This window comes from Microbacterium sp. zg-Y1090, assembly GCF_030246945.1.
GTDB classification, from domain to species: domain Bacteria; phylum Actinomycetota; class Actinomycetes; order Actinomycetales; family Microbacteriaceae; genus Microbacterium; species Microbacterium wangruii.
Window position 1 is genome coordinate 819,271 of record NZ_CP126742.1, and the last position, 25,195, is coordinate 844,465.

General features: G+C 71.8%; 18 protein-coding genes, 1 tRNA gene and 1 other RNA gene. 12 read left to right on the forward strand and 8 right to left on the reverse strand.

What is annotated here, in order from left to right:
- Nucleotides 1–66 precede the first annotated feature (66 nt).
- A complete protein-coding gene (locus QNO26_RS03830; RefSeq protein ID WP_257525920.1) occupies nucleotides 67–1,002 on the forward strand; it encodes an SDR family oxidoreductase in 936 nt (311 codons plus the stop codon).
- Nucleotides 1,003–1,425: 423 nt separating this feature from the next.
- Here the strand turns inward: QNO26_RS03830 and ligD are convergent, their stop codons facing one another.
- Complete coding sequence (ligD, locus tag QNO26_RS03835; RefSeq protein ID WP_257525919.1) at nucleotides 1,426–2,652, reverse strand: non-homologous end-joining DNA ligase; 1,227 nt, start codon at nucleotides 2,650–2,652, stop codon at nucleotides 1,426–1,428.
- A gap of 129 nt (nucleotides 2,653–2,781) precedes the next feature.
- On the opposite strand from ligD, the gene QNO26_RS03840 reads away from it, so the two are divergent.
- Nucleotides 2,782–3,273: a bifunctional nuclease family protein gene (locus tag QNO26_RS03840; RefSeq protein ID WP_257525918.1), complete on the forward strand. Its 492-nt coding sequence runs from the start codon at nucleotides 2,782–2,784 to the stop codon at nucleotides 3,271–3,273.
- A 17-nt stretch (nucleotides 3,274–3,290) separates the two neighbouring features.
- On the opposite strand, the gene QNO26_RS03845 is transcribed toward QNO26_RS03840, so the two are convergent.
- The 5 genes from QNO26_RS03845 to QNO26_RS03865 all read right to left on the reverse strand — a co-directional run bounded on the left by QNO26_RS03845 (nucleotide 3,291) and on the right by QNO26_RS03865 (nucleotide 8,853).
- The gene (locus QNO26_RS03845) at nucleotides 3,291–3,953 is read right to left on the reverse strand and encodes an NADPH-dependent F420 reductase (RefSeq protein ID WP_257525917.1); all 663 of its coding nucleotides are present in this window, start codon (nucleotides 3,951–3,953) and stop codon (nucleotides 3,291–3,293) included.
- 78 nt (nucleotides 3,954–4,031) lie between these two features.
- A tRNA-Ser gene (locus tag QNO26_RS03850) sits at nucleotides 4,032–4,119 on the reverse strand.
- A 100-nt stretch (nucleotides 4,120–4,219) separates the two neighbouring features.
- Nucleotides 4,220–6,550 carry a transglutaminase TgpA family protein gene (locus tag QNO26_RS03855; RefSeq protein WP_257525914.1) on the reverse strand — a complete coding sequence of 777 codons (2,331 nt, stop codon included), beginning with the start codon at nucleotides 6,548–6,550 and terminating at the stop codon, nucleotides 4,220–4,222.
- Complete coding sequence (locus QNO26_RS03860) at nucleotides 6,537–7,853, reverse strand: DUF58 domain-containing protein (RefSeq protein WP_257525913.1); 1,317 nt, start codon at nucleotides 7,851–7,853, stop codon at nucleotides 6,537–6,539. Before QNO26_RS03860 ends, QNO26_RS03855 begins: the two co-directional genes overlap by 14 nt.
- A gap of 7 nt (nucleotides 7,854–7,860) precedes the next feature.
- Entirely contained in the window at nucleotides 7,861–8,853 is a 993-nt protein-coding gene (locus tag QNO26_RS03865; protein ID WP_257525912.1) for an AAA family ATPase, read from the reverse strand.
- A gap of 101 nt (nucleotides 8,854–8,954) precedes the next feature.
- On the opposite strand from QNO26_RS03865, the gene ffs reads away from it, so the two are divergent.
- The 5 genes from ffs to QNO26_RS03890 all read left to right on the forward strand — a co-directional run bounded on the left by ffs (nucleotide 8,955) and on the right by QNO26_RS03890 (nucleotide 15,910).
- An RNA gene (gene ffs, locus QNO26_RS03870) (signal recognition particle sRNA small type) lies at nucleotides 8,955–9,051 on the forward strand.
- 83 nt (nucleotides 9,052–9,134) lie between these two features.
- Nucleotides 9,135–11,267 carry a phosphate acetyltransferase gene (gene pta / locus QNO26_RS03875; RefSeq protein WP_257525911.1) on the forward strand — a complete coding sequence of 711 codons (2,133 nt, stop codon included), beginning with the start codon at nucleotides 9,135–9,137 and terminating at the stop codon, nucleotides 11,265–11,267.
- On the forward strand, nucleotides 11,264–12,499 hold the full coding sequence (locus QNO26_RS03880) for an acetate/propionate family kinase (protein WP_257525909.1): 1,236 nt from the start codon (nucleotides 11,264–11,266) through the stop codon (nucleotides 12,497–12,499). The genes pta and QNO26_RS03880 overlap by 4 nt, the downstream gene beginning before the upstream one ends.
- A gap of 79 nt (nucleotides 12,500–12,578) precedes the next feature.
- Entirely contained in the window at nucleotides 12,579–13,310 is a 732-nt protein-coding gene (locus QNO26_RS03885; protein ID WP_257525908.1) for an HAD family hydrolase, read from the forward strand.
- Nucleotides 13,311–13,357: 47 nt separating this feature from the next.
- A complete protein-coding gene (locus tag QNO26_RS03890; RefSeq protein WP_257525906.1) occupies nucleotides 13,358–15,910 on the forward strand; it encodes a glycoside hydrolase family 65 protein in 2,553 nt (850 codons plus the stop codon).
- A 9-nt stretch (nucleotides 15,911–15,919) separates the two neighbouring features.
- Here QNO26_RS03890 and QNO26_RS03895 read toward each other — a convergent pair whose 3' ends face one another.
- Nucleotides 15,920–16,669: a hypothetical protein gene (locus tag QNO26_RS03895; RefSeq protein WP_257525905.1), complete on the reverse strand. Its 750-nt coding sequence runs from the start codon at nucleotides 16,667–16,669 to the stop codon at nucleotides 15,920–15,922.
- Nucleotides 16,670–16,773: 104 nt separating this feature from the next.
- Here QNO26_RS03895 and QNO26_RS03900 point away from each other — a divergent pair, with 104 nt between their 5' ends.
- Both QNO26_RS03900 and recR read left to right on the forward strand, forming a co-directional pair.
- Complete coding sequence (locus tag QNO26_RS03900; RefSeq protein WP_257525904.1) at nucleotides 16,774–19,017, forward strand: DNA polymerase III subunit gamma and tau; 2,244 nt, start codon at nucleotides 16,774–16,776, stop codon at nucleotides 19,015–19,017.
- 3 nt (nucleotides 19,018–19,020) lie between these two features.
- Nucleotides 19,021–19,614, forward strand: a complete 594-nt coding sequence (gene recR / locus QNO26_RS03905) for a recombination mediator RecR (RefSeq protein ID WP_257525903.1) — start codon at nucleotides 19,021–19,023, stop codon at nucleotides 19,612–19,614.
- A 6-nt stretch (nucleotides 19,615–19,620) separates the two neighbouring features.
- Here the strand turns inward: recR and QNO26_RS03910 are convergent, their stop codons facing one another.
- Nucleotides 19,621–20,997, reverse strand: a complete 1,377-nt coding sequence (locus QNO26_RS03910; protein ID WP_257525902.1) for a threonine/serine exporter family protein — start codon at nucleotides 20,995–20,997, stop codon at nucleotides 19,621–19,623.
- A 160-nt stretch (nucleotides 20,998–21,157) separates the two neighbouring features.
- On the opposite strand from QNO26_RS03910, the gene QNO26_RS03915 reads away from it, so the two are divergent.
- The 3 genes from QNO26_RS03915 (at nucleotide 21,158) to QNO26_RS03925 (ending at nucleotide 25,188) form a co-directional block, all read left to right on the forward strand.
- Nucleotides 21,158–22,444, forward strand: a complete 1,287-nt coding sequence (locus QNO26_RS03915; RefSeq protein ID WP_257525901.1) for an aspartate kinase — start codon at nucleotides 21,158–21,160, stop codon at nucleotides 22,442–22,444.
- A 131-nt stretch (nucleotides 22,445–22,575) separates the two neighbouring features.
- Nucleotides 22,576–23,643: an aspartate-semialdehyde dehydrogenase gene (locus QNO26_RS03920; RefSeq protein ID WP_257525900.1), complete on the forward strand. Its 1,068-nt coding sequence runs from the start codon at nucleotides 22,576–22,578 to the stop codon at nucleotides 23,641–23,643.
- A gap of 72 nt (nucleotides 23,644–23,715) precedes the next feature.
- Nucleotides 23,716–25,188, forward strand: coding sequence for a malate:quinone oxidoreductase (locus QNO26_RS03925; protein WP_257525898.1), 1,473 nt, complete (start codon nucleotides 23,716–23,718; stop codon nucleotides 25,186–25,188).
- Nucleotides 25,189–25,195 lie beyond the last annotated feature (7 nt).

Here is a 25,195-nt window from a genome sequence, read left to right on the forward strand (position 1 = left end):
GGGATCGGCGCACAGCATGCGCGGCGCGGCCGGAAGTGGTATCCGTTGAGAGACGGAAGGGACGCCATGCCCGCGACGACCAGCGCCGACCTTCCCGGCCTCGCCGGTCGCACCGCTCTCGTCACCGGTGCGAGCGACGGAGTCGGTCTCGAGGTGGCTCGCGCGCTCGCCGCTGCCGGTGCCCACGTCATCATGCCGGTGCGCAACCGCGACAAGGGCACCCGTGCGATCGAGAGCATCCGGGGCGGCGTCCCCGACGCGAGCCTCGAGCTGCGCGACCTCGACCTCGCCCGCCTCGACTCGGTGCGGGCGCTCGTCGCGGGACTCGCCGCCGAGCACACCCCGATACACCTCCTGCTGGCCAACGCCGGTGTCGTGCTCCTCGGCGACCGCAGACGCCACCTCACCGCAGACGGCTTCGAGCTGCACTTCCAGACCAACTTCCTCGGCCACTTCGCCCTGATCATCGGCCTGCTTCCCGCGCTGCGAACGGAGCGATCCCGCATCGTCATGCAGACCAGCGTCGCCGTGGCGTTCAGTCGCCTCGACTGGTCGGACCTGCAGCTGGAGCGTCGCTACGCGGCCCTGCGCGCCTATGCCAGGTCGAAGCTCGCTCTCGCACTCTTCTGTGCCGAGCTTGCACGGCGCAGCGCGGTGACGGGCGGCGCAGCCGTCACCGTCGCCCAGTCCCACCCCGGCGTCGTCCCCGCGACGGCGATCGCGCCGGACATACGCCGCCGGACACCGCCACCCGTGGCTCGACTGACCGCCCGCCTCGGCAATCCGCTGCCGCTCGCGGCGCTCCCCGCCCTGCAGGCCCTGACGGCGGATGCCGACGAGGGCGCCTTCTTCGCCCCCTCCGGGATGCTGCAGCTCGCGGGTGCGCCGCGGGCGCGGCATCCGTTTCACCGCGCCATGAACAAGCAGGATGCCGAGCGCCTGTGGCGGGTCGCCGAGGACCTGCTGCAACAGTCCGGCCGCGGTGGGGTGCGCCTGCAGTAGCGTCGAGCCCGTGACCACCCGGCTCACGCTCGACCAGGCTTACCGCCCCAGATCCCCGACACCGCCCAGGCGGCACGGGCACCCGACGGGTGGTCCGGAGCCAACGGAGCGAGGGAGACGAAACGGGGGTTCGGGTGGGGGCGTTTCGTCTCGCTGCGCTCGCTCAACGACCGGCCCGCGGGTCGTTGAGCGAGGGAGCGGAGCGAGCGAGACGAAACGGGGTGCGGCGCGGGGGCGTTTCGTCTCGCTGCGCTCGCTCAACGACCGGGTCGGGGGTCGTTGAGCGAGGGAGCGGAGCGACCGAGACGAAACGGGGTGCGGCGCGGGGGCGTTTCGTCTCGCTGCGCTCGCTCAACGACCGGGGAGTGCGCTCGCTCAACGACCGGGGAGTGCGCTCGCTCAACGACCGGGGAGTGGGCTCGCTCAACGACCGGGGGCCCACGGGTCGTAGTCGACCTCGAGGGGCTCCTGGGGCGGGCGCTCGTCCTCGGGCACGTGCTGCAGATTCACCCGGATGCGGTACCACAGCGAACTCGACCCGCGCATGCCGTCGACGAGCACGTCAGCGGGGGAGAGGTGCGCCACGACAGCCGGATGCCGCGCCTTCCAGTCATCCAGCCCCGCCAGGGCCTCGTCCTTCGTCGCGGCGCGCGCGATCTCGATGAGCGGCATCGCCGAGACGCGCCGGCCCGCTCCGCCGCCCGCGCCCCGCGGCGCGCGCTCCGCCGGACCGAGCCGGTCGGCGAGCGCCAGCAGCGCGTCGAGTGACCCCGCGGCGGCATCGATCCCGGCATGGGGGTCGCCGATCTCGGCGAACCGGCGGCGCACCGTCGGCACGGTGAACTCCTCGGGACGACGCACCCGCAGCTCGTCCCACCCCAGCGGCGTCGAAACGCGGGCATCGGGAAGGGCGCGCACCGAATAGGCCGACGCGACCGTGCGGTCCTTGGCGTTCTGGTTGAAGTCGACGAAGACGCTCTCGCCGCGCTCCTCCTTCCACCACTGCGCGCTGGCGAGCCCCGGCGCCCGGTCGGCGACCTCCCGTGCCAGCGCCTGCGCCGCCAGGCGCACCGCCGCGAAGTCCCACGCCGGCTCGATGCGCACCAGGATGTGGATGCCGCGCGACCCGGAGGTCTTCGGCCAGCCGACGAGGCCGTGGTCCTCGAGCACGTCGCGCACGACGAACGCGACGTCGACGATCTGCTGCCAGTCGACGCCCGGCATGGGGTCGAGATCGATGCGCAGTTCGTCGGGGTGATCGAGGTTCCCGGCGCGCACCGCGTGCGGATTGAGGTCGAGGCACCCGAGGTTCACGACCCACGCCAGCCCCGCGGCATCCCGGATCACCGCTTCTTCGGCGCTCGTTCCCGAGGCGTACCGCAGCGTCGCCGTCCCGACCCACTCGGGGTGGTTCTCGGGCACGCGCTTCTGGAAGAACGGCTCCTTGTCGATGCCCTTCACGAAGCGCTTCAGCACCATCGGGCGGTCGCCGGCGCCGCGCAGGGCCCCCTCGGCGACGGAGAGGTAGTACTGCACGAGGTCGAGCTTCGTCAGGCCCGGCTGCGGGAAGACCACCTTGCCGGGGTGACTCACCCGCACCTCGTGCCCGTCGGCGTCGACGGTGACGGCGTCGTCTTTCGCGGATGCCATGGCGGTCACGATACGCCCGTCGCGCCGCCGCGGCGTCGGCGATCACGCGGACGGGTGGCGCCGCGCCGACGGATGCCTACGATGGGGCGTGAACAGCGTCCGATCGGATGCCGGGAGGAGGGCAGCACCATGGTCCAGGTGCGCGTGGCCGGCGTCGCTCTCGATCCCGAGGGACAGCGGGTCGTGCTGCTCAAGCCCATCGACGCACTTCCGGGCGAAGGTGCGATCCTGCCGATCTGGATCGGGGCGCAGGAGGCGACGTCGATACTCATCGCGGTCGAGGGGGCCGTCACTCCGCGTCCGCTCGCGCACGACCTGATGCGCTCGATGATCGCGGCGCTCGACGCCGAGGTCGACCGGGTGGAGGTCGCCCGCATCGACGACGGCACGTTCTACGCCGAGGTCACCCTGTCGTCGACGCGGGGGACGCAGGTCGTCGACGCCCGCCCGTCGGATGCCATCGCGCTGGCGTCGCGCACGTCGGCGCCGGTGTTCGTCGCCGATGACGTGCTGCTCGAAGCGGGGATTCCCGACGTGCTGGCGACCGCAGACGCGGAGGAGAACATCGAGGAGTTCAAGCACTTCATCGACGATGTCGAGCCGGAGGACTTCCGGGAGTGAGCAGAGGGCGCCCCCGGTCACGGCTGCTGACGGGCAGCCGCTTCCAGCAGCTGCCGCAATCCCGCCTCGGGGAGTGCGGACCCGAAGGCGGGCGAGCCTGGCTCGATCAGCCGCCCCGCCGCCAGGGGGCCGATGACGACGGGTGCGAAGCCCAGACGTCGCACCAGCGCGGCCACGGCATCCGTCGCCGGCCCGTCGTCGCCGGCGATCGCGATCGCCGTGCGATGCGGGTCGTCTTCGGGCAGCCGGCGCGGGGCGAGGTCGCGGTAGGCGATGTGGTTGAAGGCCTTCACCACGCGAGAGTCCGCCAGCACGGACTGCACCATCTCGCTGGTGGAGCGTGCGGGTTCGACCCAGTCGTCGCGATCGCCGTCGACCTCCCGCCAGTGGTTCATCGCGTCGATCACGGTCTTCCCCGCCAGCGCCGCCACCGGAAGGTCGTGGACGGCGCTCAGCGGGAGGGCGAGGATCACGAGGTCCGAGGTGGCGGCCACCTCGTCCGCCCAGCCCAGCTGCACGGCCGGCAGCAGCGCGTCGCGCATCATCCGCAGCCGCACGGGCTGCGCCGAACCCGCCGCCTTCACCGTCAGCCCGGCCCGATCGGCGAGACCGGCGAGGGTGCGGCCGAGCTTGCCGAAACCCAGGATCCCGAGCGTCGGGGGCGAGGTGTCGGAGATCATCGGTCCATCCTCGCGCGCATACGGGCAGTCGGGGGGATGCCGCAGCCGGGGAGCGCCCGGCGCGGGGGGATGAAGAAGTGGCGGAGGATAGGGGATTCGAACCCCTGAGAGCTTTCACTCAACACGCTTTCCAAGCGTGCGCCATAGGCCACTAGGCGAATCCTCCATGGCCCCGGAGGGCCGCGGGACAGTCTACCGGGTGCGAGGGGGTGCTGTTGTCGCAGGCCAGCGGGGGCGGCGCGGGCGGGGCGTCCGCAGCGCCGCGGTCAGGTTGTCACGCGGTCTGTGGCGTACGTGCTGCCGGGTCGCACGATGAGCGAGCGCGGCGCGACCACGGCCAGCGCCCGCCGCCGGCGCGCGGCCGAACGCGCCAGCGCAGAGTGGACGGATGCCGCGGCCGCCGCAAGCCCGCGGCCATCGGCACCGCCCGCCGCGTCGCCCCGCCCACCGCTCACGACGGCGGAGGCGGCCGGCGCGTACGCCTGACGTTCGATCGCCGCCACGAGCACGTCCATCGCGTCTTCCGGCGCGTCGTGCTCGGCGACGAGACGGGCGCCGAAAGCGCGCGGGGACTCCGACGCGGGCACCGCGATCCCGAGGTCCACCGCGGCTTCCCGCACGCTCAGCCAGGCGGCCGCGGCATCCCCGCCCGCCGCTGCGGCGAGGCGGCGGCGGCGCCTGACCTCACGGGCGACCGCCGGGATGGACAGCAGCACGAGCAGCCCGAGCAGCGTCAGCACCACGATCAGCGAGAGGCCCTGCGGGGTCGCCGCGCCGGAGGCGCCCGGATCGGCGGCGTCGGGCGCAAGGTCGGGATTGATCGGCTCGACAGGGCGGGCCGGCGCGGCAGTCGGTTCCAGCCCTTCGGTGATGTCCTCGCCGCCGTCCTCGGGTGTCCCCACCCGCTCGGGCAGGAAGGACGTGGGCGTGCCCAGGCTCTTGGTCGGCTCGAACGGCACCCAGCCGATGCCGTCGAAGTGGACTTCCGGCCACGCGTGCAACTGGTCGCTGTTGACCTGATACTCCGTCTGGCCTTCGACGATCCTGCCGTTGCCGGTGCCGGGGAGGTAGCCGACGACGATGCGCGACGGCATGCCCAGGGTGCGGGCCATGACCGCGAACGCCGACGCGAAATGCACGCAGTACCCGCCGCGTTCGGCCAGGAACCCCTCGATCGCGTCGATGCCCGACCCGTCGAAGCCGTACCTCACCGGTGCGCGCAGCGAGTAGGTGAAGTCCGGTCCCCGGAACCAGCTCTGCAGCGCGATCAGCCGGTCGTAGTCGTTCTCGGCGCCTGCGGTGACCTCCTGGGCGGTGCGGGTGATGACGTCCAGCGGCTGGTCGTCGGGGAGGACGGACGTCGCATCGCGCAGCGCGGTGCCGCCCGCCTCGGTCGCGCGGATCTGCTCCCTCGTCGGGCGGGGCAGGTGGGTCACCACCTCGTAGGACTGACCCTGCGAGCTGGTCGTCTGGCTGACCACGGTGCGGTTGTACGGCATCCACTGCCACTCGCCTTCCAGCCCGGCCACCTCCACAGCCGGGAACGAGACCGGCAGCCAGGCCGACGCGAGGTTCGTGACCTCGATCGTCGTACGGTAGGCGGTCACCCGCAGCGCGGGATCCACCTCGATCTCATCGATCTCGGTGCCGTCCTCGAAGGGCAGTGCGCCGATGCGGTCGGGCTGCCACTGCTCGCCGTCGAAACTCGACAGCGTCGTCACGCGCAGATACGGCGGGACCGGTGCGTTGGTGCGCACGTTGAGGACGGGCTCGCTCGCCGGCTGCCGCAGGTCCGATCCCAGGTTGAGCGACGGGTCGATGGTGTTCGCCGGTCCGATGCCGGCGGCGGTGGATCGGGGGGCGGGCGTCGGCAGCAGCGGGGTGACCGTCAGCGCGACGACCACCGCGATGGCCCCGATCCCCAGCGCCGTCGCGCCCACGCCCGCCGGCTGCGGGGGCGTCTGCATCCTGCCCGGTGCCGCCCGGGCCGCCGGCACCTCGCGGGTGCGGGTCTCAGCGCGCAGCAGGAAGAGCAGCGTCACCGCCAGCAGCGCGAACGCCGCCAGGTCCACGCCCCGGGGAACGGCGATCGCCGGCACCAGCCACACCGCCACCACCCCGACGGCGGCCAGCAGCGGAAGCCGCGCCGTGACCACGACATGGTCGAGCACGACCGTGAGCAGCCCCGCTGCGGCGATCAGCAGGAAGGTCAGCGCCCGCCCGGCATCCAGCGGGGCGGCGCCGACGAAGATCTCGTTCATGCCCGCCGAGACGACCACCGGAACCTCTCGCACGGTCTCCGGGGTGGGGATGACCCCCAGCAGGGCGGTGTCGCTGAAGAACACCGCTGTCAGCGCGAGCGCCCAGAGCCCCGCCTGCAGGCCGGTGACCGCCACCGCCGGCACGCGTCGCGTGCGGGCGAGGTAGCCGGCGGCGAGCAGCGCCGTCGCCAGCAGCACGGCCCCCAGCAGCCAAGGGCCGGGCTCGATCACCCGCACGAGCGGCGCGATGGCCGCCACCACCACTCCCAGAACCGCGACCGTGAGCCGCAGGTCGGCGCGGCGATGCACGCGGCGGGTGACGTCAGGAGAGGACACGGCCCACCCCCCGGTCCACGGCGTCCTGCCAGGCGGCCGCGAGGTCGTCGTCCGGGCCGATGGCGGCGGGATGCCAGCCGTGCTCCGCCGCGTGCGCGAGCGCCTCTCCCACGGGAGCGACCGACAGCAGCACCGGCAGGGAGGAGTGGTGGGCGACGGGGGCGAGCGTCGCCGCATCCGCCGCGTCGAAGCGCCCGACGATGACCACCAGCGGGCCGCCGATCGCGCCGACGAACCGGGAGACCAGGTCGCCGAGATGGTCGTCGCGGCGGGTGATGAGCGTGGCGAACCCGGTGCCGAGGGTCTCGACGGCGGTGAGGTCGCCGCCCTCGATCGGGTCGGCGAGCGGGTGACCGTCGGCATCGGTCACAGAGACGGTGTACCCCTCGCGCACCAGGCGCGACACCACCGAGACGCAGGCGCTGAGGGCGCGCTCGAATCCCGGATCCAGTCCCGCACCCCGCATCGCGTCGGTGCTGAATCGCCCGGTCGACAGATCGAGCACGACGGTCGCGGCGGGCGTCGACTCCTGCTCCTCCTGGCGCACCATCAGCTCGTCGCGGTGCGCGCTGGCACGCCAGTGGATGCGGCGCATCGAGTCGCCGGCGACGTAGACGCGGGGGATGAGGTTGTCGGCGCCCTGACCGAGCTCGTTCGACGCCGTGTGCCGAGTGCCGCCCGCCTCGCCGGGCAGGTCCGAAAGGGCAGGGAGATCGACGACCTCGGGAGCGACCACGACCTGGGTGACCAGCGGCAGCGTGTGGCTGCGCAGCACCAGGCCGAACGGGTCGGTCGACGACACCGCGAGGGGGCCGAGGGTGTGCACGCCTCGCCGCGTCCCCTCGATGCGGTAGTCCACGTCCACGGTGTGCGGCTCGCCGCGCAGGCTCGATCCGAGTGCCGGGAACACCCCGCGCGCCCCGCCGGCGACGACCGTCGTCCCGCCGCGTCCGCCGGCATCCGGTGCGGCGTCCCCGGCGGGCGGGCGCACCCACCCGAGCCCGGGAGAGAGCGTGTCGTGCCACGTGCCCGGACTCGACGCCATCGCCGAGCGCAGCGACACCCGCGCCGTCACGCGGGCCTGCCCGCCGACGGTGAGCACCTCGGGCGTCACGGTCCGCGTCATTCCATCCGCCCGGCGTACCGCATACAGACTCAGCAGGGCCGCCGCCACGACGGCCAGCAGCAGCACCGCGACGTACAGCAGCTCGGGCACCCCCTGGTCGGAGGCGAGGAGCAGGCATCCCAGCCCCAGCAGCACGGCACCGGTGCCCCGGATCGTCAACGGCCACGGGCGCTGCATGATCGCCTCAGGCGCGGGCGGTCAGCGGCACGCGCACGGATGCCGCGATCTGAGCCAGCGCGGCCACCACGGCGTCGCCGGTCGAGCGGGCCCGTGCTGTGCCGGCGTTGCGGCTCGGGATCAGCCGGTGGGCGAACACCGGCTCGAGCAGCGCGGCGATGTCGTCGGGGATGACGAAGTCGCGCCCGTCCAGCGCTGCGCGCACCTTCGCCGCACGCACCAGCTGCAGCGTTGCGCGTGGGCTGGCGCCCAGGCGCAGATCGGCGTGGACGCGGGTCGCCTGCGCGAGGGCGACGGCGTACTCCTCGACCGCGGGGGACAGATGCACCGAGCGCGCCCAGCCGATGAGCCTGCGCACCCCGTCCGCGTCGACGACGGGCGAAATGGCCGACAGGGGATTGGTCGCGTCGCGCTGGCGCAGCATCAGCCGCTCGCTGGCGGCGTCGGGGTACCCCATGGAGATGCGCATCATGAAGCGGTCCCGCTGCGCTTCCGGGAGCGCGTAAGTGCCCTCCATCTCCAACGGGTTCTGCGTCGCCACGACCAGGAACGGCTCGGGCAGCGCGTGCGACTCGCCGTCGACGGTGACCTGGTGCTCCTCCATCGCCTCCAGCAGCGCCGACTGCGTCTTGGGGGAGGAGCGGTTGATCTCGTCGGCGATGACGATGTGCGCGAAGATCGCGCCCCGCTTGAACTCGAACTCGCGGTCGACCGGGTTGAACACCGACACGCCCGTGACGTCGCCGGGCAGCAGATCGGGCGTGAACTGGATGCGGCGCACGGTGGCGTGCACGGATGCCGCGAGCGCGCGGGCCAGCATGGTCTTGCCGACGCCCGGCACGTCCTCGATGAGGAGATGCCCCTCGGCCAGCAGGCAGGTGAGCGCGGAGCGCACCGCTTCGGGCTTTCCATCGATGACGCGGGTGACCGAATCGATGATCTCACCGGTCCTGCGGGCGAACTCCTCCGCGGTGACGGGTTCCCCGGACTGCTCGCTCATGCGTTCCCCTCGACCGCTGGCAGAAGCGCGCAGCGTCGTCGCCGCGCCCGTCGATCGTAACCCGCGCGAACGAGGGGCGGGTCGAGTCGGGCTACACTGGTGTCAGCTCTCCGCGAGGCGGCATCCAGGCCAACTCCCCCAGGACGGAAACGTAGCAAGGGTAACCAGGCTCTGCCGGGTTCGCGGAGAGTCTTACTTTTTCCGCCGGGCGATGCGGCCACGGCGATTAGTCACGGACCGGCGGTCTGTCGGGCATCCCAGCCCCCGCCTAGGCTGAGCGGGTGGCTCAGAGCATCTACATCACCTCGGTCGAAGGTCATTCCGGCAAGTCCACGATCGCGCTCGGCGTGCTCGACGCGCTGAGTCGAGCGACGCCGCGGGTGGGGGTGTTCCGCACCATCGCCCGCTCCACCGCGGAGCGCGACTACGTGCTCGAGATGCTGCTGGACCACGACGGCGTCGACCTCGCCTACGAGGAGTGCGTCGGTGTCACCTACGACGACGTGCGCGCCGACCCCGAGGCATCCCTCGCCCGCATCGTGGAGCGCTACAAGGCGGTCGAGCGTCAGTGCGACGCGGTCGTCGTCGTCGGCAGCGACTTCACCGATGTGGGAAGCCCCGCCGAACTGGCCTACAACGCCCGCATCGCGGCCAACCTCGGCACACCGGTGCTGCTGGTCGTCGGCGGCCGTGCGATGCAGGGGCAGAGCGAGCAGTTGGGCACCGCCCCGGCACGCACGGCCGAGCAGATGGGCCAGATCGCGGCGCTCGCCGTGCCCGAGCTGATCTCCGGTCGCGCCGACCTGTTCGCCGTCGTCGCCAACCGCGCCGACCCCGAGCGTCTCGACGAGATCGTCGAGGCCGTCTCGGCTGCCGTGGCGGCGGTGCTGCCGGGGCGCGACATCCCCGTGCGGGCCCTGCCGGAGGACCGCTACCTCGTCGCCCCGTCGGTGCGCGGCATCCTGCGCGCTGTGGAAGGCACCCTGGTCAAGGGCGACCCGGAACTGATGACCCGCGAGGTGCTGAGCATCGTCGTCGCCGGCATGTCGATGGTCAATGTGCTGCCGCGGCTGACCGAATCCGCCGTCGTGGTGATCCCGGCCGATCGCACCGAGGTGCTGCTGGCGACCCTGCTCGCCCACGCGTCGGGCACGTTCCCGTCACTGGCCGCGGTGGTGCTCAACGGCCCGTTCCCGCTGCCCGACACGATCGACAGCCTCATCGACGGCCTCGGCTCGACGCTGCCGATCATCGCGACCGACCTCGGCACCTACGACACCGCGGTGCGGGTCATGACCGCGCGCGGGCGCCTGGCCGCCGACTCGCAGCGCCGGTACGACACGGCGCTGGCGCTGTTCGAGAAGCACGTCGACACCGAGGCGCTCACCCAGGCGCTGGGCGTCGCCCACACGACGGTGGTGACACCGCTCATGTTCGAGTACGCACTGATGGAGCGGGCCCGCAACGACCGCCGCCGCATCGTGCTGCCCGAGGGTGACGACGACCGCGTGCTGCGCGCCGCCGCCACGGTGCTCGCCCGCGGCATCGCCGACGTCACGATCCTCGGCGAGGAGATCGAGGTGCGCAGTCGCGCGCTGGAGCTGGGCATCGACCTGTCCGGGGCGCAGGTCATCAGCCCCTTCGACGCCGTGCTGGTGGACAGGTTCGCCCAGGAGTACACCCGCCTGCGCTCCCACAAGGGCATGACGCTGGAGCGCGCAGCCGACACGGTCACCGACGCGTCCTACTTCGGCACGCTCATGGTGCACCTGGGGCTGGCGGACGGCATGGTGTCGGGTGCGATGCACACGACCGCGCACACGATCCGTCCCGCCTTCGAGATCATCAAGACCCGTCCCGGGGTCTCCGTCGTGTCGAGCGTGTTCCTGATGGCGCTCGCCGACCGGGTGCTCGTCTACGGCGACTGCGCCGTCATCCCCGACCCCACCAGCGAGCAGCTCGCCGACATCGCGGTGTCGTCGGCAGCGACGGCGGCTCAGTTCGGCATCGAGCCGCGCGTGGCGATGCTGTCGTACTCGACGGGGGAGTCGGGCAAGGGCGCCGACGTCGAGAAGGTGCGCGCGGCCACGGCGCTCGTGCGCGAGCGCTCGCCGCAGCTGCCCGTGGAGGGGCCCATCCAGTACGACGCGGCCGCCGACGCCGCCGTGGCATCCCAGAAGATGCCGGGCTCCGACGTGGCCGGCCGGGCGACGGTGTTCGTCTTCCCCGACCTCAACACCGGCAACAACACATACAAGGCCGTGCAGCGCTCGGCCGGCGCCGTGGCCATCGGCCCGGTGCTGCAGGGACTGAACAAGCCGATCAACGACCTCTCGCGCGGCGCGCTGGTGGACGACATCGTCAACACGATCGCCATCACGGCGATCCAGGCACAGGGTGAGGTGGGCGCATGAGCGTCGTACTGGTCGTCAACAGCGGATCGTCGTCGTTCAAGTACCAGCTGGTCGAACCCGAGGACGGCCACGTCCTGGCCTCGGGTGTCGTCGAGCGCATCGGCCAGGCCATGGGCGCCACCAAGCACACAGTGAACTTCCCGTCGTCGTCGGCGGGCGGGGAGGCGGTGACCGCGACGGATGCCACCTATCGCCGGGAGCTCCCCATCCCCGACCACACCGCCGGGTTCGCCGTCATGCTCGAGGCGTTTCGCGAGTGGGGGCCGTCGCTGGAGACGTCGCCGCCGGTGGCGGTGGGTCACCGGGTGGTCCATGGCGGGGCGCGCTTCTTCGAGCCGACCCTCATCACCTCGCTGGTGGAGATCAACATCGACGACCTGTCGGTGCTCGCGCCGCTGCACAACCCCGGCGCGCTCCAGGGCATCCGGGCGGCGAAGTCGGCCTTCCCCGACCTCGCCCACGTCGCGGTGTTCGACACCGCCTTCCACCAGACGCTGCCGCCGGCGGCGTACACCTACGCCATCGACCGGGACCTCGCCGCGGCTCACCGCATCCGCCGCTACGGGTTCCACGGCACGTCGCACAAGTTCGTCAGCCGCGCGGCGGCGGAGTTCCTCGGCCGCCCGCTGGGCGAGCTGCGCCAGATCGTCTTCCACCTCGGCAACGGCGCATCCGTCACCGCGGTCGACCGCGGCCGCTCGGTGGAGACATCGATGGGGCTCACCCCGCTCGAGGGCCTGGTCATGGGCACCCGCTCGGGCGACCTCGACCCGGCCGTGCTGTTCCAGCTCGCCCGGCGCGCGTCGATGTCGATCGACGACCTTGACGACCTGCTGAACAAGCGCAGCGGCGTGCTCGGGCTCGCCGGCGTCGCCGACATGCGCGACCTCGAGGAGCGCGTGGACGCCGGCGACGAGGACGCCATCCTGGCGTTCGAGGTGTACCTGCACCGGCTGCGCGCGTACGCGGGGGCGTACCTCGCTCAGCTCGGCGGCGTCGACGTGATCACGTTCACCGCCGGGGTGGGGGAGAACTCCCCGAGCGTGCGCGAGGGGGCGCTGGCCACCCTCGGATTCGCGGGTGTGAAGGTGGATCGCGAGCGCAACGAGACCCGCGCGCGCGGCATCCGCGTGATCTCCACCGACGACTCCCCGGTGACGGTGCTGGTGGTGCCCACGAACGAGGAACTGGAGATCGCGCGCCAGGCCCTCGACGTCGCATCGTCCCTCTGACGGCACCCCGGACCCCGAGCATGCCGCAACCTCCGGCGTCGACGTGACCGTGCACAGTTCGCGCGACTACGCTGGCGACGTGGCTTCCCGAAATCTGCCCGACCTGACGGCGTACGACGCCGTGCTCTTCGACCTGGACGGCGTCCTCACGCCGACCGCCGAGGTGCACATGCACGCGTGGCAGACCATGTTCACCGAGCTGTTCGCGGCCTGGGGGATCACCCCGCCGTACACCGAGCAGGACTACTTCCTGCACCTCGACGGCAAGAAGCGGTACGACGGCGTGGCGGCGCTGCTGCGCAGCCGCGACGTCGAGGTGCCGTGGGGCGAGCCGAGCGATCCGCCGAGCGCCGACACGGTGTGCGGCATCGGCAACCGCAAGAACCTCGTGTTCGAGCGGGTGCTGCGCCAAGACGGCATCGCCGCCTACCCGGGGTCGCTGCGGCTGCTGGACAAGCTGCAGGCGGCGGGCACGCCCATCGCGGTGGTCTCCAGCTCGAAGAACGCCCGCGAGGTGCTCACCGTGGCGGGGCTGATCGATCGCTTCCCCGTCATCATGGACGGCCTCGTCGCCGAGCGCGACCACCTGCCCAGCAAGCCCGCCCCCGACGTCTTCGTCGTCGCCGCGCGCATGCTCGGGGTGGACCCCGCGCGCAGCGTCGCCATCGAAGACGCGCACAGCGGGGTGCAGTCCGCCGCCGCCGGCGGCTTCGGCCTCGTCATCGGCGTCGACCGCGGTGTGGGCGCGCAGGTGCTGCGCGATGCCGGCGCAGACGTCGTCGTCGACGACCTCGACGCTTTCCTCCCCTGACCGGTGCCCGACCGGCAGCAACCCTCGAAAAAACCTGGAAGGCCCGCATGATCGACCGTGATCGCTTCCCCGTCGACCCCTGGCGGCTCGTGGAGAAGAGCTTCTCGCTGGAGGATCTCGGCGTCACCGAGACCTTGTTCGCGCTCGGCAACGGCTACCTCGGCATGCGCGGAAACCCGCCCGAGGGACTGCAGGGTCACGAGCACGGCACCTTCATCAACGGCTTCCACGAGACCTTCGCGATCCGTCACGCCGAGCAGGCCTACGGCTTCGCCGAGGTGGGCCAGACGATCATCAACGCTCCGGATGCCAAGGTCATGCGGGTCTACGTCGAGGACGAGCCGCTGTCGCTGGACATCGCCGACGTGCGCGAGTACGAGCGCGTGCTCGACATGCGTGACGGCGTGCTGCGCCGTCACGTGCTGTGGGTGACGCCCAGCGGCAAGGAGGTGCAGATCGACTTCGAGCGCATGGTGTCGTTCGAGGAGAAGCACCTCGCGGTGATGAAGATCACGGTGACCGTGCTCAACGCCGACGCGCCGGTGACGATCAACTGCCAGCTGGTGAACCGCCAGGACGGCGAAGACGTCTACGGCGGCAGCTCGGCGGTGCGTGCGCCCCGCGCCGGGTTCGACCCGCGCAAGACCGACCGCATCCACGAGCGGGTGCTGCAGCCGCAGGACTACTGGCAGGACGGCTCGCGCACCGCGCTGTCGTACCGCGTCAACCAGTCGGGCATGACACTCGCCGTCGCCGCCGATCACATCATCGAGACCGAGAACGAGTACGACGTGCGCGGGCTCATCGAGCCCGACATCGCCAAGAACCTTTACCGCGTGCAGGCCAAGGCGGGGGTGCCGATCACGGTCACGAAGCTGGTGACCTACCACACGTCCCGTGGCGTGCCCGCCCGCGAGCTCGTCGACCGGTGCCGCCGCACGCTCGACCGCGCCTACACCACCGGCGTCCCCGCGCTGTTCGCGCAGCAGCGCAAGTGGCTGGACGAATTCTGGGACCGCTCCGACGTGCGCATCGGCGGACACGACGATCTGCAGCAGGCCACCCGCTGGTGTCTGTACCAGCTCGCGCAGGCCGCCGCGCGTGCCGACGGCCGCGGTGTGCCGGCCAAGGGCGTCACCGGCTCGGGGTACAGCGGACATTACTTCTGGGACACCGAGATCTACGTGCTGCCGTTCCTGGCGTACACGACGCCGCTGTGGGCACGCAACGCCCTGCGCATGCGGTACCTGATGCTGCCGGCGGCCCGCAAGCGTGCCGCGCAGCTCAACGAGGCGGGCGCCCTCTTCCCCTGGCGCACGATCAACGGCGAGGAGGCCTCGGCCTACTACGCCGCGGGCACCGCGCAGTACCACATCAACGCCGACGTCTGCTTCGCCCTGGCGAAGTACGTGCGGGCGACCGGCGACGTGGACTTCCTCTACACCGAGGGCATCGACATCGCCGTGGAGACCGCGCGCCTGTGGGCGACGCTCGGTTTCTGGCGCACGAGCGACGGCATCCACGACGATGACGACGACGCCGACGGCGACATGTTCCATATCCACGGTGTGACCGGTCCCGACGAGTACACGACCGTCGTCAACGACAACCTGTTCACGAATGTGATGGCGCGCTTCAACCTGCGCTTCGCCGCGCGCACCGTGCGGGAGATGGAGCAGGACGCGCCGGAGGAGTACCGGCGCGCGATGGACCGGCTGGGCATCGAGCCCGGCGAGGCGGAGTCGTGGGACCGTGCCGCGGATGCGATGCACATCCCCTTCAGCGAAGCACTCGGCATCCACCCCCAGGATCACGTCTTCCTGGAGAAGGAGGTGTGGGACCTCGAGAACACGCCGCCCGAGAGTCGTCCGCTGCTGCTGCACTTCCACCCGCTGGTCATCTACCGGTATCAGGTGCTCAAGCAGGCAGACGTGGTGCTCGCGCTGTTCCTGCAGGGGAACCACTTCAGCGATGCCGAGAAGCTCGCCGACTTCAACTACTACGACCCGCTCACGACGGGCGACTCGACCCTGTCGGCGGTCGTGCAGGCGATCCTCGCCGCTGAGGTCGGCTACCAGGAGCTGGCACTGGAGTACTTCCTCGAGTCGATCTACGTCGACCTCGGCGATCTGCACCACAACGCCGCCGATGGGGTGCACGTCGCGTCGGCGGGAGGGGTGTGGACGGCGCTCGTGTCCGGCTTCGGCGGCATGCGCGACCACTTCGGCGACCTGTCGTTCGACCCGCGGCTGCCCGAGGGCTGGCCGTCGCTGGAGTACGCGCTGCACTGGCACGGCACACGCATCGATGTGCGGGTGACCCCCGACGCGATCTCCTTCGACGTCGGCCCCGGCGGGCCCGTCGTGCTGTCGGTGCGCGGAGCGGGCTACGTCATCGCTGGCGACGAGACCCTCGTGGTGCCGCTCGACGGCCAGGGCACGCGTCGGCCCGGACGTCCGTCGCTGCGCCACATCGAGGATGCCCGTCGCGACGACGGCACCTTCCTGTCGGCGTCGATCCCCACGCTCACGAGCTCCATCCCGGTCATCTCCGACGACGAGCTGCTCGGCGACGACGCGAACGTCGGGGCGGACAGCTGAGCCGGGCGCTCAGCCCGCGGGGGCGACGGTGACGACCGCGACGGCGACGACGGCCTGACCCGGCTCGACCCCGAGCCGTCGCAGGTCGCGCGCGGCGGACCACGCCTGCACGACCGCCTGGTCGGCCACGGTGCTGCCGTCGCCGCTCAGCAGGCGCACGGCGGCGTCGGTGCGGCCCTGCCCTCCGGCGGGGACGTACCCGGCGGCCTCCAGTGCGCGCAGCAGGGCGTCGACGTGCGGATCGGCCGCCGCCTCGCCGGGCAGCACCCAGACGCGCACGTCGGAGGTCGCCTCGAGCTCCTCGATGTCGGTGAAGGAACGCTGCGTCCCGGTGAACGCGCACCCCGGCTCGCCCAGTCCGGCGAGGTCGACCTGCGGATCCGCGGAGACGGGAGCGGCGACGCGCTCGTCGGCGAGGAGTCGGGAGCCGCCCACGATCCACCAGGCGACGCCCGCCGGGCACGGCAGCGAGGCGTCGGCATCCGCATCCGCGCCGGCATCCGCACCCGCGCCGGCTCCCGCACCCGCACCCGCGCCGTCGCCGCGCTCGGGCGTCTCGGGGATCGTGGCGTCGGGCAGCGGGTGCAGGGGCGAGGGACCGGGCGTCGTCGACGCCGTGGGACTCGGGCTCGGAGTGGGGGTGGGCGTCTCGGAGGGGAGGCGAGGCGCGCACCCCGCCACCAGGAGGACGCCGACGACGATTCCGGCGGCGGCGCCGCACAGCGCCCCTCGCCGCGATCGACCGCTCCTGATGCCCATACCGGCAGTCTCGCGCAGGCGGTGCGGAGGCGACACCCCGCAGCCGGATCGCCGGCTGGATACCCGCCGGACGTGATGTCGCGGGCACGCCGTAGGCTAGGAACGTGACCACCGCCCTCTACCGCCGTTACCGTCCCGAGGCGTTCGGCGAGATGATCGGCCAGTCCCAGGTCACCGACCCGCTGATGACAGCGCTGCGCGGAGACCGGGTCGGGCATGCCTACCTCTTCTCCGGACCGCGCGGATGCGGCAAGACCACGTCGGCCCGCATCCTCGCCCGCTGTCTCAACTGCGCCGAGGGGCCGACCGACACCCCGTGCGGCACGTGCCCCAGCTGCGTGGAACTGGGCCGCAACGGCGGCGGCTCTCTCGACGTGGTCGAGATCGACGCGGCATCCCACAACGGCGTCGACGACGCCCGCGATCTGCGTGAGCGCGCCATCTTCGCGCCGGCCCGAGACCGGTTCAAGATCTTCATCCTCGACGAGGCGCACATGGTCACCCCGCAGGGCTTCAACGCCCTGCTGAAGCTCGTCGAAGAGCCGCCCGACCACGTCAAGTTCATCTTCGCCACAACCGAGCCCGACAAGGTCATCGGCACCATCCGCTCGCGCACGCACCACTACCCGTTCCGGCTGGTGGCACCCGCGGCCATGCTCGAGTACGTGCAGGAGCTGTGCACGCAGGAGGGCGTCGAGGTCGAGACCGGCGTGCTGCCCCTCGTCGTGCGCGCCGGGGGCGGGTCACCGCGTGACACGCTGTCGCTGCTCGACCAGCTGATCGCCGGCTCCGATGTCGCCGAGGGCGGCGCGGTGCGTGTGAAGTACGAGCGCGCCGTCGCGCTGCTCGGCTACACCCACGCCGAGCTGCTCGACGAGGTCGTCGAGGCGTTCGGCTCGGGGGACGCCGCAGGCGCCTTCGCCGCGGTCGACCGGGTGGTGCAGACCGGGCAGGACCCGCGCCGGTTCGTCGACGACCTGCTGGAGCGGCTGCGCGACCTCATCATCGTGGCGGCCACCGGCGACGGCGCCGCCGCGGTGCTGCGCGGCGTGCCCGAGGACGAGCTCGAGCGCATGGGTCGCCAGGCGGTGATCTTCGGCACCGAGCGTCTCTCGCGCACCGCCGACCTCGTCGTGACGGCTCTCGACGACATGACCGGTGCGACCTCCCCGCGCCTGCAGCTGGAGCTGATGGTCGCGCGGGTGCTCGCCCAGACCTCGCCCGCCGCGTCGGCCCCGGTCGCGCCTCCCGTGCAGGCCGAGCCCGTGCGCACACCGGCCCCGGCAGCCGTCGCGCCGCCGGTTCCGGCCCCTGCGCCCCGTGCGCCGGAGCCCCAGGCACCCGCGTCGCCCCCCGCGTCCGCGCCCGCCGCATCGGCGCCCGTCGCGCAGCCCGCCTCGGCGCCCGTCGCCTCGGCGCCCGTCGCGCAGCCGGCCTCGACACCTGTCACGGAGCCGGCAGCAGCGCCCGCGGAGCCCGTCCAGGAGCCGCAGGCCGCACCGGCCGAGCCGGTCGTGCCCGCCGGGCCGATCACGTTCGCGCACGTCCGCGACGCGTGGCCGGAGATCCTCAAGCGTCTCGAGGCCGTCAGCCGCACCTCGTGGCTGCTCGCGACCGTCGCACGGGTCGCGGCGTTCGACGACGACGTGCTGACCCTGGCGTTCCAGAGCCAGGCCGACGTCGCCGCGTTCAAGAAGCTGCAGGGCGGTCAGGGCCCGAGCGAAGACCTGCGCGGCGTGATCCAGCAGGTGCTCGGCATCCGCGTGAAGTACATCGCCCGTCACGACACCGATCCGACGCCGCCGCCGCCCGGTGCGGCACCGGCAGGCCCGGCCCCGGCCGGCCCCACTCCGAGCGACCCGGCACCCGGCGGTGCGCCCTCAGGCTCCGGCGACGGACGTCCGGCGCCCGGCGGCTCCCGCACTCCCTCGCCGGTCGGCGGCCCGTCGTCATCGCCGGCCGCCGCCGCGCCGGTGACGCAGTGGGCGGTCGCGCCGATCCCGGCCGACGACCCCACCGTGCCGGCCGCGCAGGCGCAGTTCGCCGTCGACGACGAGCCAGAAGACGCAGCGGCGTCCCGCGCCCGCGTCGCGACCCTCGCGCGCTCGCAGGAGGGCGAGGTGCTGCCCGCCGACGCGGTCGCGCCGTCGATGCCGGACGACGAGCCCGATCTCGACGATGTCCCGCCGCCGCCCGACGACCTGCCGGTGCCGCCGGTCGTGGTCACCAGCCGCCCGATCGCCACGCGTCCCGGGGTCGAGCGTTACGGCGAGCCGGTCATCCGTCAGATGCTCGGCGCCACCTTCGTGCGCGAAGAGCCCTACTCCCCGCCGACGAGGTTCAACTAAGCCATGTACGACGGCATCGTCCAGGACCTGATCGACGAGTTCGGCCGGCTGCCCGGCATCGGACCGAAGTCGGCGCAGCGCATCACGTTCCACATCCTGCAGACCCCCAACTTCGACGTGCAGCGCCTCTCGGTGCTGCTCAGCGACATCCGCGACAAGGTGCGCTTCTGCGAGATCTGCGGCAACGTGTCGGAGCAGGACCGCTGCGGCATCTGCCGTGACCCCCGCCGCGATCCCAGCGTCATCTGCGTCGTCGAGGATGCCAAGGACGTCGCCGCCATCGAGCGCACGCGCGAGTTCAAGGGGCTCTACCACGTGCTCGGCGGGTCGATCAGCCCGATCGCCGGCATCGGGCCCGACGACCTGCGCATCACGCAGCTCATGCAGCGCCTCGCCGACGGCACGGTGCAGGAGGTCATCCTCGCCACGAACCCCAACCTCGAGGGCGAGGCGACGGCCACCTACCTCAGCCGACTGCTGCACTCCCTCGAGATCCGCGTCACCCGGCTGGCCTCGGGCCTGCCCGTCGGCGGCGACCTCGAGTACGCCGACGAAGTGACCCTGGGACGCGCGTTCGAGGGCCGCCGCTCGGTCTGACCGAGGTCAGCGGCGCAGGCGAGCCCGCGCGCGCGCCACGCCCGTCAGCGATGCCCGCAGCGGCTGCCCGAGGTAGATGCCCAGAGATGCTCCCACCGCGAGGCTGATGCCCACGGTCGCCGCCGCGGCGAGGGTGCCGAACCCGGTGAGCAGCATCGCCGGCTCCGGGCCGGACTCGACGATCGACAGCAGGCCGCGGAACACTGCCGCTCCAGGGACGAGCGGCAGGATCGCGGCGGTCGTGATGGCCACCGACGGCACGTGCAGCCGGTAGGCGATGACGATGCCGAGAAGGCTGCCGCCGAAGGCGCCCATCCCCGCCGCAGCGGCGGCGTCGAAGCCGACGGCGGATGCGGCGACGAACCCGAGCCACGCGACCGTGCTCAACAGCGTGCTGATCACGACGATGCGCGCGCCGGCGCCGTTGAAGACCGCGACAGCCACGGCGATGAGGGCCGCGCCGAGGAACTGCAGCGGCAGGGGGCCGAAGGGCACCGCCTCGCTCGGGGGCTCCATGCCCAGGCCGATGACGCGCGCCGTCTCGAGGCCCGCGAGGATCCCGAGAACGACGCCGAGGGTCTGCGTCATGAGCTCCAGGATGCGTCCGGTGGCCGTCAGCGCGAACCCGTCGATGGCATCCTGCGCCGCCCCCACGACGGTCAGCCCCGCGAGCATCAGCACGATGCCGGAGGCGACGATCACCGACGGGCGCACCGTCGCCGCCGCCTCCCAGCCGGTGGCGGCGAGGAGAGGACTCAGCGCCGCGACCATCGTCAGCACGAACGCACCGGCGATCTGGCTGAAGAAGTAGGGCACGCGCGCCTTGGCGAGGGCGAACTGGGTGAGGGCGGCGAGGGCGGCCGCGATGAAGGCCAGCGCGATGACGAGCCAGTTGCCGCCGAACATCACCGCCACTCCCACCGCCAGCAGCGCCTGCGCCGCGATGACGATCGCCGGACGGTAGCGGAACGGGGCGCGCCGGATGGCGCGGAACCGCGCGGTTGCGGCATCCAGCGGGAGCCCGCCGACGACGTCGGTGACGAGACTCTGCAGCTTCTGCAGCCGGTCGTGGTCGGGCGCGGGTCCCCGCACGACCCGCAGCAGCGTGATCGGGCGGGCATCGTCGCCGCGGTGATGGGCGACGGTGATGGCGTTGTACGTGATGTCCACGTGCACCGGTTTCAGCCCGTAGGCTCCCGACACCCGCACGATCGTGAGTGCCACGTCGCTGGCGCTGGCGCCGGCGACGAGCATCGTCTCGCCGATGCGCACCGACAGGTCGAGCATCCGCGCCGCAAGGGTGTCGTCGATGATCGGAAGGGCCTCGGTCAGTGCGGGGGCCGTGTCGCTGCCCCGCAGAAGAGTGCCGAGGGATCGGGCCATCCGCTCTCTTCGATGCATCGTCCGCCCGTCTCCACCCGTACCGCTGCATCGATCGTACCGAGCCGGCCGGAGGCCACCGTCACATGGCTGACCCGGAACGTGGCGATCCCTAGAATGGGGCGTTGGGCGGCATCGGCCCATAATCCCCAGGAGTTCCCCCATGGCGTTGATCGTGCAGAAGTACGGCGGGTCGTCCGTCGCCGACGCGGAGAGCATCAAGCGGGTCGCGAAGCGCATCGTGGATGCCCGCCGCGCAGGCAACGAAGTGGTCGTCGCCGTCAGCGCGATGGGCGACACCACCGATGAGCTGCTCGACCTCGCCCACGAGGTGGCCCCCATCCCCGCGCCGCGCGAACTGGACATGCTGCTGTCCAGCGGCGAGCGCATCTCGATGGCGCTGCTGGCGATGGCGATCCACTCGATGGGCTTCGAGGCGCGCTCGTTCACCGGCAGCCAGGCCGGCATGATCACCGATGCCACGCACGGCGCGGCCCGCATCGTCGACGTCACGCCGGTGCGGCTGCGCGAAGCGCTCGACGAGGGCGCCATCGTCATCGTCGCCGGCTTCCAGGGCTTCAACCGCGACACGCGCGACATCACCACGCTCGGCCGCGGCGGCTCCGACACCACCGCCGTCGCCCTGGCCGCCGCCCTCGACGCCGACGTCTGCGAGATCTACAGCGACGTCGACGGCATCTTCACCGCCGACCCGCGGGTCGTGCCGAGGGCGCGCAAGCTCTCCGTCGTCAGCAGCGAGGAGATGCTGGAGATGGCGGCCAACGGCGCCAAGGTCCTCTACATCCGTGCGGTGGAATACGCCCGCCGTCATGGGGTCACGATCCACGCCCGGTCGACGTTCTCCTCCGCGGTGGGCACCTACGTGCTCGCCCCGGGGATGACCGCGCCCGACAGCGAAGAAGGAGCAGAGATGGAAGAGCCGATCGTCGCGGGAGTCGCGACCGACCTGAGCCAGGCCAAGGTCACCGTCACGGGCGTTCCCGACGTGCCGGGCAAGGCCGCGGAGATCTTCACCGTCGTGGCGCAGTCCGGCGCCAACGTCGACATGATCGTGCAGAACGTCTCGGCGGCGACCACCGGCCGCACCGACATCTCTTTCACGCTGCCCAAGAGCGACGCCGGCACGGCCCTGCGCGCGCTGTCGGTGCGTCAGGGTGACATCGGGTACGAGGGACTCGTGCACGACGACCAGATCGGCAAGCTCTCGGTCGTGGGGGCCGGCATGCGCACCCACTCCGGGGTCTCGGCGACGCTCTTCGAGGCGCTGAGCACCGCGGGGATCAACATCGAGATGATCTCGACCTCCGAGATCCGCATCTCGGTCGTGGTCCGCGGCGACGACCTCGCCGCCGCCGCCCGCGTCGTGCACACCGCGTACGGCCTCGACGGCGATGCGGAAGCCGTCGTGCACGCCGGCACCGGGCGCTGACCCACGCCACGCGCCGGCAGCCGCTGCGCCGGCAGCCGCTGCGCCGCCAGCCGCTGCGCCGGCGGCCTCGCCGCTAGACTCGCGGCATCCGCCCGCTCGGACCCCCACCCGCATCGCCGCAAGGAACTTCAATGACTCGCATCTCCGATTCCGGACTCTCCGTCGCCGTCGTGGGCGCCACCGGCCAGGTCGGCACGGTCATGCTCGAGATCCTGGCGGAACGTGCGTTCCCGATCCGCGAGCTGCGTCTGCTGGCCACGTCGCGCTCGGCCGGCACCGCCGTCGACTTCGGTGGGCACACCGTCATCGTCGAGGACGTCGCGACGGCGGACCCCGCCGGCATCGACATCGCGCTGTTCTCCGCCGGCGCCACCGGCTCGCGCGCGCACGCGCCGCGGTTCGCCGAAGCCGGCGCCGTGGTCATCGACAACTCCAGCGCCTGGCGCATGGACCCCGAGGTGCCGCTGGTGGTGAGCGAGGTCAACCCGCATGCCACCGTCGATCCGCCCAAGGGCATCATCGCCAACCCCAACTGCACCACGATGGCCGCCATGCCCGTGCTGAAGGTGCTCCATGAGGATGCCGGGCTCGAGCGTCTCATCGTCAGCACCTACCAGGCCGTGTCCGGCTCCGGCCTCGCCGGCGCCGAAGAGCTGCTGGGCCAGGTCGAGGGCGTGCTCGCTCAGGGCGACACGCTGCGCCTCGTGCACGACGGCTCGGCGGTGGACTTCCCGACGCCGGAGAAGTACGTCGCCCCGATCGCGTTCGACGTGATCCCGCTGGCCGGCTCGATCGTCGACGACGGCGAGGGGGAGACCGACGAGGAGAAGAAGCTCCGCAACGAGAGCCGCAAGATCCTCGAGCTGCCCGACCTGCGGGTGGCGGGGACCTGCGTGCGCGTCCCGGTGTTCACCGGTCACTCGCTGTCGATCCACGCCGAGTTCGCCCGCGACATCACGCCCGAGCGGGCGCGCGAGTTGCTGGCATCCGCCCCGGGCGTCGAGTTCGACGAGGTGCCGACCCCGCTGCAGGCCGCAGGCAAGGATGCCGCCTTCGTCGGGCGCATCCGCGCGGATCAGTCCGCCCCCGAGGGCAAGGGCCTCGTGCTGTTCATCAGCAACGACAACCTGCGCAAGGGTGCGGCGCTGAACGCCGTGCAGATCGCCGAGATCGTGGCCGGCCGCCTCGGGGCCGCCTGACCCCGGCAGGGCCCGGCCCACCTGGATGCCGGCGGTCGGGGCGCCCAGCCGCGCCCAGTAGGATGGACCATCGTGATCAAGACGTACGATGCCGTTCTCATCGGTGGCGGTATCATGAGCGCCACCCTCGGTACGCTGCTGAAGGAACTTCAGCCTGACTGGGACATCCTCGTCTGCGAGCGACTGGGCGACGTCGCGCTGGAAAGCTCCAACGCCTGGAACAACGCCGGCACCGGCCACGCCGCCCTCTGCGAGCTGAACTACATGCCCGAGGGCAAGGACGGCTCCGTCGATCCCGCGAAGGCCGTCGCCATCAACGAGCAGTTCCAGCAGAGCCGACAGCTGTGGTCGTCTCTGGTCGAGCGTGGCATCCTCGACGAGCCGTCGACCTTCATCAACGCCACCCCGCACATGACCTTCGTGCGCGGCGAGAAGGACGTCGCCTACCTCAAGCGCCGCTACGAGACGCTCAGGGAGCAGCCGCTGTTCGAGGGCATCGAGTACAGCGAGGACTCCCGCGTCATCAACCAGTGGGCGCCGCTGCTGATGCAGCGTCGTCTCAAGGGCGAGCCGTTCGCGGCCACCCGCGTGCCGGCCGGCACCGACATCGAGTTCGGCGCGCTGACGCGCCAGCTGTTCGCCCACCTGACCGAGCAGGGAACCGACGTCGTCGTCAACTGCGAGGTGCGCAAGCTCAAGAAGCAGAAGGACGGGACGTGGAAGGTCTCGTTCCGCAACACCGTCGGTCGCACCCCGGGCGCCGTCAACGCGCGCTTCGTCTTCGTCGGCGCGGGCGGCTGGGCGCTGAAGCTGCTGCAGCGCTCGGGCATCCCCGAGATCAAGGGGTACGGCGTCTTCCCGATCGGCGGCCAGTTCCTCAAGACCACGACGCCCGAGGTCGTCGCCCAGCACAAGGCCAAGGTCTACTCGCAGGCCTCGGTGGGCGCGCCTCCCATGTCGGTGCCCCACCTCGACACCCGCGTCGTCGACGGCGAGACCTCGCTGCTGTTCGGCCCGTTCGCGACCTTCAGCCCGAAGTTCCTCAAGAACGGCTCGGTGCTCGACCTCGTCACCCAGGTGCGCCCGCACAATCTGCTCCCGATGCTGAAGGTGGCCATCGACAACCCGTCGCTGATCTCCTACCTCGTCGGCGAGCTGCTCAAGAACAAGGCGAAGAAAGTCGACAGCCTGCGGGAGTTCGTCCCGACCGCCAAGGATGACGACTGGGAGCTCATCCAGGCCGGCCAGCGTGCCCAGGTCATGAAGAAGGACCCCGAGAAGGGCGGCATCCTGCAGTTCGGCACGGAGGTCGTCGCGGCGGAGGACGGCACCATCGCCGGACTCCTCGGTGCATCGCCGGGCGCGTCCACGGGTGCGTCGATCATGCTCGGCCTGCTCAAGCGCTGCTTCCCCGAGCGCCACGACGAGTGGGAGCCGCGCCTGCGCGAGCTCATCCCGAGCTACGGCGAGACGCTGAACCCGCGTCCGGAAGCGGCACGGGAATCGATGGATGCCACGGCCGCCGTCCTCGGCATCCAGCCGTAGGCGCCCG